This is a genomic window from Galbibacter orientalis DSM 19592 (genome assembly GCF_000260115.1).
Taxonomy (GTDB): domain Bacteria; phylum Bacteroidota; class Bacteroidia; order Flavobacteriales; family Flavobacteriaceae; genus Galbibacter; species Galbibacter orientalis.
Map to the genome: position 1 here is coordinate 535,311 of NZ_JH651379.1, position 12,537 is coordinate 547,847.

General features: G+C 32.6%; 9 protein-coding genes. 1 reads left to right on the top strand and 8 read right to left on the bottom strand.

Going from position 1 to position 12,537, the window contains the following annotated elements; all coding sequences use genetic code 11:
• Positions 1–144: 144 nt before the first annotated feature.
• The 8 genes from pgi to uvrC form a co-directional block, all read right to left on the bottom strand.
• Positions 145–1,785, bottom strand: a complete 1,641-nt coding sequence (gene pgi, locus JOOMADRAFT_RS02505) for a glucose-6-phosphate isomerase (protein ID WP_008611112.1) — start codon at positions 1,783–1,785, stop codon at positions 145–147.
• Entirely contained in the window at positions 1,757–3,079 is a 1,323-nt protein-coding gene (locus JOOMADRAFT_RS02510) for a peptidoglycan DD-metalloendopeptidase family protein (RefSeq protein ID WP_008611113.1), read from the bottom strand. Before JOOMADRAFT_RS02510 ends, pgi begins: the two co-directional genes overlap by 29 nt.
• 6 nt (positions 3,080–3,085) lie before the next feature.
• Positions 3,086–4,048: a tryptophan 2,3-dioxygenase family protein gene (locus tag JOOMADRAFT_RS02515; RefSeq protein ID WP_008611114.1), complete on the bottom strand. Its 963-nt coding sequence runs from the start codon at positions 4,046–4,048 to the stop codon at positions 3,086–3,088.
• Positions 4,048–4,836, bottom strand: a complete 789-nt coding sequence (locus JOOMADRAFT_RS02520) for a DUF3108 domain-containing protein (protein WP_008611116.1) — start codon at positions 4,834–4,836, stop codon at positions 4,048–4,050. Before JOOMADRAFT_RS02520 ends, JOOMADRAFT_RS02515 begins: the two co-directional genes overlap by 1 nt.
• A 495-nt stretch (positions 4,837–5,331) precedes the next feature.
• A complete protein-coding gene (gene hppD, locus JOOMADRAFT_RS02525) occupies positions 5,332–6,471 on the bottom strand; it encodes a 4-hydroxyphenylpyruvate dioxygenase (RefSeq protein WP_008611117.1) in 1,140 nt (379 codons plus the stop codon).
• 179 nt (positions 6,472–6,650) lie between these two features.
• Positions 6,651–7,811, bottom strand: coding sequence for a homogentisate 1,2-dioxygenase (locus JOOMADRAFT_RS02530; RefSeq protein ID WP_008611118.1), 1,161 nt, complete (start codon positions 7,809–7,811; stop codon positions 6,651–6,653).
• A 63-nt stretch (positions 7,812–7,874) separates the two neighbouring features.
• Positions 7,875–10,106, bottom strand: a complete 2,232-nt coding sequence (locus tag JOOMADRAFT_RS02535) for a patatin-like phospholipase family protein (protein ID WP_008611119.1) — start codon at positions 10,104–10,106, stop codon at positions 7,875–7,877.
• Between the two features lie 8 nt (positions 10,107–10,114).
• Positions 10,115–11,905, bottom strand: coding sequence for an excinuclease ABC subunit UvrC (gene uvrC / locus JOOMADRAFT_RS02540; RefSeq protein ID WP_008611120.1), 1,791 nt, complete (start codon positions 11,903–11,905; stop codon positions 10,115–10,117).
• A 221-nt stretch (positions 11,906–12,126) separates the two neighbouring features.
• Here uvrC and JOOMADRAFT_RS02545 point away from each other — a divergent pair, with 221 nt between their 5' ends.
• On the top strand, positions 12,127–12,534 hold the full coding sequence (locus JOOMADRAFT_RS02545; protein ID WP_008611122.1) for a response regulator: 408 nt from the start codon (positions 12,127–12,129) through the stop codon (positions 12,532–12,534).
• Positions 12,535–12,537: the final 3 nt, after the last annotated feature.

The following is a 12,537-nucleotide window of genomic DNA, read 5'->3' on the forward strand; positions in this document are numbered from 1 at the left end:
CGCTGCAAAAATCCTATATTAAATAGATTCCTACATTAAGGCAATGTTAAATAATTTAACACTAAGACAAAAGTAAACAAAAAACGTAACATATTAATCTTGTTAAGATTACAATGCTACGTTTTGAGATTTTAACAAAAAATGTTAATTGTTTTTATAAAATCGTAAAAGATTTAACGTTGAACTATCGTGATTACTAATCTTTTCAGATTTAATATCGGTAAGTATCGTTGATGCCAGTTGTTTCCCTAACTCAACACCCCATTGATCAAAGCTAAAAATGTTCCAGATTACTCCTTGAACAAAGATTTTATGCTCGTACATTGCAATAATTTCTCCTAAAGCTTGAGGTGTTAATTTATCAATAAGAATTGAATTTGTAGGTTTATTCCCTTCAAATACTTTAAAAGGAAGTAGTTTTTTACTTTCTTTTTCTGAAAGGTTTTTTGCTTTTAATTCCTCGTTTACTTCTACTTCAGTTTTACCATTTAACAAGGCTTCTGTTTGAGCAAAATAATTGGCCATTAATTTATCATGATGGTCTTTATCTCCATGAAGCGACTCTATAAACCCGATGAAATCGGCTGGAATTAACTTTGTTCCTTGATGTATTAATTGAAAAAAGGCATGTTGAGAATTTGTTCCAGGCTCTCCCCAAATAATAGTTCCAGTTTGGTAATCTACAGGGCTTCCTGCACGATCCACGCTTTTTCCATTACTCTCCATTGTTCCTTGTTGAAGATAAGCAGACAACCTGTGAAGGTATTGAGAATACGGAATTAAAGCTTCGCTTTCCGCTCCATAAAAATTATTATACCAAACACTTAAAAGCGCTAATATAACAGGAATATTTTTTTCAAAAGGAGTTTCTCTAAAATGGTCATCCATTGCTTGTGCACCTCCTAATAGCTTGTCGAAATTATCAAATCCAACTGCTAAGGCAATAGACAACCCAACAGCGCTCCATAAAGAAAAACGTCCACCCACCCAGTCTTTCATAGGAAAAACATTGTCTGGGTCAATTCCAAATTCGTCTATTTTTTCAAGGTTTGTTGAAACTGCAACAAAATGTGCAGCTACATCTTTTTGGGTAGCCGATTCTAAAAACCACTTTTTAATAGTGGTGGCATTACTTAATGTTTCTTGAGTTGTAAAGGTTTTAGAAACTATAACAAACAATGTTGTTTCTGGATTTAGTTTCTTTATGGTTTCATGCACATGATCCCCATCTACATTACTTACAAAATGAACATTTAAATGATTTTTATAATACTGAAGAGCTTCGGTAACCATTGCTGGCCCTAGATCTGAACCTCCAATACCTATATTTACAACATCGGTAAAAGCTTTACCTGTATGTCCTTTTTTCTCTCCTGAAATAATTTTTTCAGTAAATGTTTTTATTTTTTCTTTTACCTGATAAACTTCAGGAACTACATTTTCTCCATCAACAAAAATCTCTTCATTTGCCTTAGCTCTTAACGCTGTATGAAGCACCGCTCTTCCTTCGGTTTCATTAATAAGATCGCCTGTAAAACATTTCTCAATAGCTTCTTTTAGTTTTACTTCGTTTGCTAATTCCAAAAGTAAACTTATAGTAGTTTCATCAATTCTATTTTTAGAATAATCTACATAAAAATCATTCCACTGAATTGTATATTTTTCTGCTCTTTTAGGATCTTGAGTAAAAAGATTTTTTACTGAGGTGTTATGAAAGGCTTTATAATGTTCTTCTAGTTTTTCCCAAGCTTTTGTTTTAGTTGGGTTTACGGTCGCTAATGGCATTTTTTTGATTTAATTCAGTTATATATTCTTCTTCATTGGTAGTCTTATCAGACGGAAATGGCATCCCATCAAGCTGTGCTTTTATTGGCTCAATATGGGCTAAATATTTTACTTTAAGAGAATCTCCAATAGGCTCTGCTTTTGGTAAATCTTGTTTAAATGGATCTACTTGTCTTCCATTTTTCCAAAAACGATAACAAACGTGTGGTCCACTGGTATTTCCAGTCATACCAACCCAACCAATAATATCTCCTTGTTTAACATAATCTCCAACTCTTACTTTTCTTTTCTTCATGTGTAAGTATTGAGTGGTATACGTTCCGTTATGTTTTACTTTTACATAATTTCCATTTCCTCCTCTTCGGGTGGACTCAACTACAGTTCCATTTGCCGTAGAAAGAATTGGAGTTCCTACTGGCGCAGCAAAATCTGTTCCTTTATGAGGTCTAATTTTATTTCCGTAGTATGCAATTCTTCTGTTTAAATTATAACGAGACGATATTCTACTAAACTGAACTGGAGCTTTTAAAAATGCTCTCCGTAAATTTTTAGCAGTTTCATCAAAATAATCTACAATATGCTTTGTAGAATCTGTTTCAAAACGGAAAGAATAAATAGGCTCTCCTTTATGCTCAAAATACGCTGCTTGAATTTTATCAATTCCTGCATAAATTGAGTCGTCTATATATTTTTCAGTAAAAATAACTTTAAACCTATCCCCTTTTTGGATTCTAAAGAAATCTATTGTCCAAGCATAAACATCGGACATTTTATAGGCCACAATAGGACTTAAGCCTTGATCTTGAAGTGTTTGATACAAAGATCCATTAATAACTCCAGAAGCTTCACGCTCCACAAGTTTAACTTCTTTTTTACCTTTTTTAACTTTTGCAGAATCTGCAAAATCTACCACCACATAATCAATACTATTTGGTTGATAGATAAAACATTTTGGCGTTTGCAGAGAATCCTCTTTGTCACAAAGTAAGGTATAAGGTTTTCCTACTTGTAAACTTGCTATATTAAACGAATCTTTAACTCCTTCAACAATATTGTATATTTCTGGATATCCAATATTATTTCTTTGTAGAATTTCTCCAAAGCTATCACCAGCTTTTATAGTATCTCTAACTACTAAATAGTGGTTGAGATTATAACCAAATTCCTTTAACTCAATAGGTTTAAGCTCTTCTGTTTCAACAGCGCTTACTTCCTCTACTTCTTTCTTTTCATTTTTGCACGATACTAAGGCTATCATTGCCATTAGTAAAAATGCTGCTACATTCTTTGGCATTTAGTTTTAATGTGTTTGAGGGTTAAACATATGCTCCACCCACTGTTTTCCCCAGTCGGCTTTTTCAGAATCGCTCCAAAGTTCAGGAAAAAAGATGATTTTCTGAAAACTTGGAGGTAAATATTCTTTCCAATTGGTGCCTCCAGTAGCATCAATGGTATGATCTTTTTTACTTAAATGTTTGTATGCTGCACCCATGTGCATTAGGTTCCAATTTATATTTGCATTTACATCAAGCTCTCTCATTGCCTTGATTAACAATGAGTTATTTTTAACTTCTTCTGGCAAATGTAAGTATTTTTCATATACGGTGGTCCCTTTTACTTCATTTGCTATACGCATGAATCTAGGCGTATAACGATATTCAAACTGTTTTAGTGTGAGCGTCTTCTCATTTGTTTTGGTATCTACCGCTCCTTTTTTCCAATAAATATTTTCATATAAATCTTCTAAAGTGCTTTTTTCTGAAAACTGTTCCTCAACACTACAATGTAATAAATTATTTAATGGCGTTGAATAAATTTCTATCATTCTAAATTGTGCAGACTGAAAACCACTTGCAGGCAGAAGTGCCATTCGGTATTTTAAAAACTGAGAACGATCCATTCCATTAATCATTACATTAAAAGAATTGATTAATATTTTATAGTAATTATTAATCCTTTCAATTTTGGTAATTAAAAAATCTGCTTCTTGAAGCTTATGATCTATAATTTGTTTTTGCTCATGAATAATAAGCTTAAAATACAATTCCGTAATTTGATGATACATAATAAATATCTCTTCATCTGGGAAATGCGTTCTTGGGATTTGCAAACTCAAAAGTGTATCCAAATGAATATAATCCCAGTAAGTAAGATACTTTTCGTAAAGAAGGCCATCTAAATAAGAACTTAGATCTTGACCAGAATTTTTATACTTTTCTTCTAATGATGCTATTTGCGCCTCAATTTCGGGTTTCACTGCCATTAATCCATTTGAATTTTAAACTGATGCTTTAATCCTTTAAAGGCCTCTAAATCGGCTTTTATTGATCCTACAAGAATATCTGCTTTTACTCTTATGGGCATTTTATTTTCATCGTCAGACACCCAAAGTGTCAAACTTTCTTCTTCTTTAAATATACGACCCGACTGTACGTAAGGGCGGAATTTTAAGCACCTTACTTTACCAAACTTGGTATTAAGGGTTTGTTTTCCTAAATACTTGAGTTTAAACTTAAACAATCCATCATCATCAAAAAGCATATCCGAAACAAACTCCTCTCCTTCTTTTACAGTTTTTCTATCAACGCGGTCTCTTAGGAAATAAAATGCAGAAATAAGATCTTGCACTCCCTTATTTATTTGAAATATTTCTTCAGTATCGTGCTTATGATCTTTTAAGACAGCCTTATTTTTATTATAATCAAAATTAATTTCTAGGTCTTTGGTATGACCTCCTTCGTTAATTTTTCTAATAAATTTATAGGGTTGCCCTGAGTTTTTATCAAAATAACTTTCGTAATTATCGTCTACTTTAAAAAATAAATCTGCTAAACCTGTAGTTTGACCTTTCCCAATTACATGAAATACTTCTTTTCCGTTAAGGTTTTCATTTTTAAGCTGAAGGGTTGCATAACTAGCGTTAAAAATTCCATAATGGATTCTAAACTTAAACCACTCTCCCGCTTGGTATGCATTCTCTTCTATAACTTTATTTTGGTTTACAAATGCTGAGGACCAAAATACTAGTATAGCTAAAATAATCTTCTTCATAATCAGCGTATTAATAAACTCGTATTAAACCTTGATAACTATTGATAATTAATTGTAATTCAATAAATTTAAAAGAGTTCTGTGTAAAAATAATAAAATCAATTACATTATAATTCTTATATAGCTATAATTAACAATTATTATTCCAAAAGTAGAAAAAGGTATAAATAAACTTCTCTAACCATAGCGCTGCTATGCTTCTTTAAAAATACTTGATTAAAGAATAAAAGCACTCTTTTTTACTCAACCAAAAAAAGTCAAAATGAATTGAACGCAAAAAACTCGACCGAAGCCGAGTTTTTTTCATTAACCAACCAAAACTTTAAATTATGAAAACTTTACTTAAAGTTTGCAAAGGGCACCACCCCTTTTGCGAGCGCAAAGTTAATACAAAACACATGTTATGCAAGCATAATAAATAAGTTTAACTTTTTTAACATTAAGTAATCAATTTGTTGAGTTTTAAATTATTAATTTAACAGAAAAAGATGTATTTTATAGCGTTCCTCGCATTTCTTGCTCCCGTTCTATAGCCTCAAACAAGGCTTTAAAGTTGCCTTTCCCAAATGATTTTGCCCCTTTTCTCTGGATTATTTCAAAAAACATTGTCGGTCTATCCAAAATTGGTTTTGTAAACAATTGCAATAAATACCCCTCATCATCTCTATCTATTAAAATCCCTAATTCTTTAAGCGGCTCTAAGTCTTCATCTATTTTTCCAACTCGTTCCAAAACTGTATCATAATAGGTTTCCGGAACTTTTAAAAACTCTACTCCCCGCAATTTTAATTGCTTTACCGTTTCAATAATATTATCTGTAGCTAAAGCAATGTGCTGAACTCCTGCTCCGTTATAAAACTCTATATACTCTTCTATCTGAGATTTTTTCTTTCCTTCAGCTGGTTCATTTATTGGAAATTTAATTCGTCCATTTCCATTGCTCATCACTTTACTCATTAATGCCGTATAATCTGTAGAGATATCTTTATCATCAAAGGAAACCAACTGGGCAAAACCCATAACCTTAGCGTAGAACTCACACCATTTTCTCATTTCATTCCAACCAACATTCCCCACCATATGGTCTATGTATTTTAACCCAACTGTCTCAGGTTTGTAGCTTGGATTCCACGCTTTGTACCCTGGCATAAAAGATCCAGAATAATTGGTGCGCTCTACAAAAACATGAACAGTTTCTCCATAGGTATGAATTCCAGAAAGTACAACTTCCCCGTTTTCATCTTCTATAGTTTTTGGTTCCATATAACTTTTTGCTCCACGCTTTATAGTCTCTTCATAACTCTTAGTAGCATTGTCTACCCAGAGTGCTACTACTTTTACACCGTCGCCATGTTTTTCTATATGCCTGTTTACCTCTCCGCCTTCCTGCAAAGGAGAAGTTAATACAATGCGTATTTTATCTTGTTGAAGCACATAGGAAACACTATCTTTTCTTCCAGTTTCTAATCCAGCGTACGCTATGGGTTGAAAACCCCAAGCCGATTGATAGTAATGCGCTGCCTGCTTGGCATTTCCCACATATAATTCTACATAATCTGTTCCTAAAAGCGGTAAGAAGTCTTCTGCATTTTCAACTTCTTTATTTAATTTTAATGATGTTGTATCTTGTGACATAATTTTTTCAATTTGATGATTTTTAATCCCTCAAAGTTCACTCTGAGGTAATTGATTTCTGAAAGCCTTCCTATAAAGAATATATATTTAGTGATGATAAAGTTATCATCCTAGCTCTTCACCACATTGCTCTCAAGTGAGCTGATATATCTACTCTAAAATTCATCATACTACAAAAATCAATGTTCTAACCACGATTTATAATAAGAGTCATCAGCTATTTCTAATGCTTCTTTTGTAAGCTGAAGTGGTCTAAAAGTATCTACCATAACAGCCAATTCGTCGGTTTTTGTTTTCCCAATACTACGCTCTACAGCTCCAGGATGTGGTCCGTGAGGGATTCCTGCTGGGTGCAACGAAATATACCCTTGATCGATATCGTTTCTACTCATAAAATCGCCATCTACATAATATAAAACCTCATCAGAATCTATATTACTATGATTGTATGGCGCTGGAATACTTTCTGGATGATAATCATACAAACGAGGCACAAAACTACAAACCACAAAAGCATCTGTTTCAAAAGTTTGATGGACTGGTGGCGGCTGATGGATACGCCCAGTAATTGGCTCAAAATCATGAATACTTAATGCATACGGATAGTTAAACCCATCATAACCAACCACATCAAATGGATGTGAAGCATATATCATATCAAAAATTTCGTCTTGTTTTTTTATTTTTATCAAGAAATCTCCTTTTTCATCATTTGTTTCCAATTCGTAGGGTCTCCGAATATCTCTTTCACAGAAAGGAGCATGTTCCAATAATTGCCCAAACCAATTTCGGTATCTTTTTGGTGTATATATAGGTCTTCTAGATTCTACAATAAAAAGTCTGTTTTCTTCTGTATCAAAATCTATTTTATAAATTATTCCTCTAGGAATAACTAAATAATCCCCATAAGAAAAGTCTAAATTCCCTAGATGGGTTCTTAATTTACCACTTCCTTTATGAATAAAGATTAACTCATCTGCATCTGCATTTTTATAAAAATAATTCTCTATAGATTTTTTAGGTGATGCCAGTTGAATTGTACAATCTGAATTTGTTAAAATTGACTTTCTACTTTTTAAAAAGTCATCTTCAGACTTAATTTTAAATCCGTGTAATTTATATGATTGAATATTATTAGAAATTGCAACCTTTGGAGCTACATCTATTTTTTTATTTACCTCTTTTACCTGTGTTGGTCTATGGCAATGGTATGAGTTGGTAGACATCCCATCAAATCCAATGGTTCCGAATAATTGTTCATAATATAAGCTCCCATCACTCTTTTTAAATATAGTGTGTCTTTTATGAGGTATCTTTCCTAGTTTATGATAAAAAGGCATAGCGAAAACGTTTGAATTCTACAAATATCGGAATAATATACGGAGATTTACATTAAGAAATTCTTAAAACCAAAAACCAATACTAATTGTAAACAAGGTATCATCTGTTTCTGGAGACCAATTAACTTTAGCTTGTAATGGCCCTATAAAAGACTCGTAGCCATACCCCACACTATAACCTGTATAAGTTGGCAAAGTAAACCATTCTCCTCTTTCAAAAATATTATCTCCAGCATTTGCTACATTGGCAGTAAAGTTTAAATGATTTTGTTTTACAAATTCCCAATCAACATTAAAGGTAGCTTTAACAAAGCTATCTCCCCCAAAACTTAAATAATCATACCCTAAAAAAGGGGTTATGTTCTTTATAAAATCATTACCCCATCCTCCAAGAATAAAATCAAAGGAGTTTACTTCTGTATCTCCAAATTTAAATCCTCCTTCAGCAAAAAAATCAAACGAAAGATTTTTATAAATTGGTGTTGCAAATCCCATTTTAGCTTTAGCTACTGAAAACTCACTAAAATCATTAGAAATATTAGTAGACAATAAATATAAATGAAAATCGCCGTCAAAGTAAAACCCTTTTGAGGGGAAGTATTTATTGTCTAATGAATCAAATTTTAAAAACCCATAGGTACTAAAATAATTATCATTTTCAAGAACAATTTCATCTCCTTCATCATCTGCAATCGTTTCGGTTTCAATTTTTAGAAACTTATGCTCAAGTCCAACCCCAAAAGTAAACTCTTCTTTCCAGACCGTTTGCATATATACCTGATTGGTAATATCCGACAGTTTAACGTCTAGTTTATTAACTTCTGGTAGCGGCGGATCTCCAGCTTTCTCTTCTACAAAATCAAAACTTACATTCCTATCAAATGAATTATAGCGCGATTTTAAACCAAAACTCCAATAAAATCCTTTATCCACATAGTATTCTAAATTATAACGGATATTATCTCCCACAATAAAATCTACATACATATTATCGTCATCAAAGAAGAGATGTTTTTTGGTAATATTTAGCAATGCAGCGGTTTTATATAATCCATCATAATGTACTCCTAACTTCAAAAACATGTCTGTATGCCTTTCTACTATAGGAACTGTAAGTTGATACCCCTCTTTATTCGGTCTTAACTCATAGCGCACACTATTAAAGTTATTGGTTGCAGCTAGATTACTCATCCCTTGATTTATTTTATCAAAAGTTGTGTATTCCTCTGTTGTATATCTTAATTTTCCTTTTAGATAAGCACGTGTAAATTTATCATTCCCTTCAAAAGACAATCTATCAATTAAAAAGCTATCAACAATTTTTCCAGGATAACGCATTACAGGTTTTTTAATCTGAAGTTGCGCAATACTATCCAATGTTCCCTTTTTTTCTTCCGCAGCTACATACCCACTTTCTATAATTTCTTTTCCTTTACCAAAGGACAAAACACTGTAAGGCTTTATATTAGGCTTTATATGAAGGTCCGTTTTTTTTAACTTCTCCTTCATTGCATTAATAGTATTGTAATAATTTATCTGCACCAAAACATCGGTAGCAGAACTCAGTTCGTCTCGAGTAGCTAACGAATCTTGAACATCTACCCCAATAATTATATCGGCTCCCATCTCTTTAACCTCATCAACTGGATAGTTATTTATAACTCCCCCATCTACCAACACCCTATCATCATTAAATACAGGCTCAAAAAAAGAAGGAATTGCTGCACTTGCAGCCAAGGCTCTTGGCAGGTATCCTTTATCTAATTTTATTGGATCGCCTGTTTCTACATCTGTTGCCATACAGAAAAAGGGAATAGAGAGGTCGTTAAAATCTTCTACATCATTTACATTAAATAACAGTTGAGATAGTAGGTTGTATAAATTTTGCCCTTTGGACAAAGAAGTAGGAAACGATAATCTAAACTTATTAAACGGCAAGGCAACCGCATATTTTTCATAACTATTTTTCTCATAAAAAGACATAGCAGAACGAGGAATTCTATCTTGCAGTAAAACGTCAAAATCGGTTTCTTGAAAAATAGAATCCAATTGTTTTGGAGAATATCCAGCCGCATAAAGCGCCCCAACAATAGCCCCCATACTTGTTCCTCCAATATAATCTACTCTAACTCCTGCCTCTTCTATTGCCTTTATAGCGCCAATATGCGCTAAGCCTTTTGCGCCCCCTCCGCTTAAAACCAATCCTACTTTTGCATCTTTTTTGGTTTCATTTTGAGAAAAACCCAAGAATGAGAAAAGAAAAACTATTAAAAACAACCTATTCCTTATAAACATACCCCTAATTATTTATGAAAAGCTTGATAAATTTTTTGAGCTTTCGATTTCCCTACTACCTCTGTAATTTGCTCCAATGGAGCTTCTTTAATTCTTTTAACCGATTTAAATTTTTTCAATAAATCGTTTGCCGTTTTTTCTCCTATCCCTTCAATATTTTCTAATTCCGAATTAATAGCGGCTTTACTTCTTTTATTTCTATGAAATGTAATTCCAAACCTATGCGCTTCGTTTCGCAAATACTGAATAATCTTTAACGTTTCCGATTTTTTATCTAAATACATCGGAATCGAATCTCCAGGATAATAGATTTCTTCTAAACGTTTTGCTATTCCAATAATTGCAATTTTGCCTCGTAAGCCTAAAACATCTAAACTTTTTAATGCTGAAGAAAGCTGCCCCTTCCCTCCATCTATTACTATTAATTGCGGCAAAGACTCCTCTTCTTCCAACAATCTTTTATAACGTCTAAAAACAACTTCTTCCATAGACGCAAAATCGTCTGGCCCTGTTACTGTTTTTATATTATAATGGCGATAATCTTTTTTACTTGGTTTCCCATCTTTAAAAACTACACATGCTGCCACTGGATTTGTTCCTTGAATGTTTGAGTTGTCAAAACACTCTATATGGCGTGGTTCTTCCGACAGACGTAAATCTTTCTTCATTTGTCCCATAATACGCTTTACATGCCTATCAGGGTCAATAATTTTTATTTGCTTGAACCTTTCTTGTCGGTAATACTTAGCGTTCCTTTCGGAAAGTTCTAAAATTCTCTTTTTATCTCCTAATTTAGGAATCGTAACTTTAATTTTGTCGGCTACTTTTATCGGAAAGGGCACATAGATTTCATTAGATAAAGAATTAAACCGTGTTCGAAGTTCTGTTACCGCCAATTCCAATAACTCTTCATCTGTTTCTTCTAATTTTTTCTTAATTTCTATAGTATGCGCTCTAATAATTGCACCGTATGAAAGTTGTAAAAAGTTAACATAGCCAAAGCTCTCATCACTTACAATAGAAAATACATCAACATTACTAATTTTTGGATTTACAATTGTTGATTTTGCTTGGTAATTTTCTAAAACTTCAATTTTTTCTTTTATCTGTTGCGCCTCTTCAAACTTCATCTCCTGAGCAAGTTTATTCATCTGCTCTTTAAATTGCACTAAAGAATCTTTAAAATTTCCTTTAAGAAGCTCTCTAATTTCTTTTATTTGCTGGTTATAGGCTTCCAAACTCTGGTACTCCTCACACGGCCCTTTACAATTACCTAAATGATATTCTAAACACACCTTATACTTACCTGCCTCAATTTTATCTTTAGACAAATCGTAATTACAAGTCCGTATAGCGTACAAACCTTTAATTAAATCTAACAGCGTTCTAACTGTTCTTATATTAGTATATGGTCCAAAATATTCTGAACCATCTTTTATTAAGTTTCTAGTTGAAAAAACTCTAGGAAAACGTTCATTTTTAATACAAATCCATGGGTATGTCTTATCGTCTTTTAATAAAACATTGTAACGAGGCTGGTATTTTTTTATAAGATTATTCTCTAATAAAAGCGCATCCGTTTCTGTAGAAACAACTATGTGTTTTATGGTATGAATTTTCTTAACAAGGACTCTTGTTTTTCCGTTTTCGTGATTTTTATGAAAATAGGAAGAAACTCTTTTCTTTAAGTTTATTGCCTTCCCTACATATATAATCCTCCCATCTTTATTGTAAAATTGGTATACTCCAGGGCTAGCTGGTAAAGTTTGTAATTGAATATCTATGGGGGTTTCACTCATGGAATTGCTGCAATTTCTTTTCAAAGATAATTTAAACTAAAATAATAAAATCTTCAAGGATATTTTCTTTTAAAATGAAAGAAAAGTATGATAAGACTTAGTTTAAAAGAGTCATTTAAGTTAAATTTGGAGAACTGGTATTTTTTAATAGTATGAAATATTAAAAAAAACCTATATTTATCGGCTATTACATTATAAATAATACCCCTAAGAATACTCAAATGAACCACAAAATAGACTTAGCCTGCATAATAGATGACGACAAACTCTATGTGAAAATGCTATCTCGGTTACTAGACATCAAGAAGCTTTGCAAAGAATTTTTGGTTTTTGAAAACGGAAGTGAAGCATACGCTTATTTTAAAGGTGTTTTTGACCAACCTGAAAAAGAACGGATTCCACAGGTAATCTTACTCGACCTAAATATGCCTGTTATGGATGGTTGGCAGTTTTTAGATGAATTTGTAAAGATTAAATGCGAATTAGAACACCCTATTACACTTTATGTTGTAAGCTCTTCCATAAACCCTGAAGACATAGAACGCGCTAAAAAGTTTGAAGAAGTATCAGATTATTGGGTAAAACCAATTTCTCTTGGTGAACTCGAAGAGATGTTTGAAAAAGTATAATCC